The sequence below is a fragment of the Corynebacterium sp. MSK122 genome (assembly GCF_030229435.2).
GTDB classification, from domain to species: domain Bacteria; phylum Actinomycetota; class Actinomycetes; order Mycobacteriales; family Mycobacteriaceae; genus Corynebacterium; species Corynebacterium marquesiae.
The window spans coordinates 1-255 of record NZ_JASPHV020000095.1 but is presented as its reverse complement, the minus strand read 5'-3'; the positions used below and the strand labels follow the sequence as shown (position 1 = coordinate 255).

Annotated in this window: 1 pseudogene; it reads left to right on the top strand. The window is 59.2% G+C overall.

The annotated features are described in order from the left end of the window. Positions 1–185: pseudogene (locus tag QP934_RS11600) on the top strand (electron transfer flavoprotein subunit alpha/FixB family protein); the annotation flags it as partial. Between the last annotated feature and the right edge of the window lie 70 nt (positions 186–255).

Sequence of the window (255 nt, the reverse complement as noted above, 5' to 3'; positions counted from 1 at the left end):
TCTACATCGGTTTGGGTATCTCTGGCGCTATCCAGCACACCTCTGGCATGCAGACTTCCGGCACCATTGTGGTGGTCAACCAAGACCAAGATGAGCCGTTCTTCCAGATCGCTGATCTCGGCGTCGTGGGCGACCTGCATGAAATCGCACCTGCCCTGACCGAGGAACTGAAGGCGCGCCAGTAATGCCGCACTACTTTGACTATGCCGCTACACAGCCGATGCGCCAGAGCGCGATTGACGCGTGGGTGGCGGC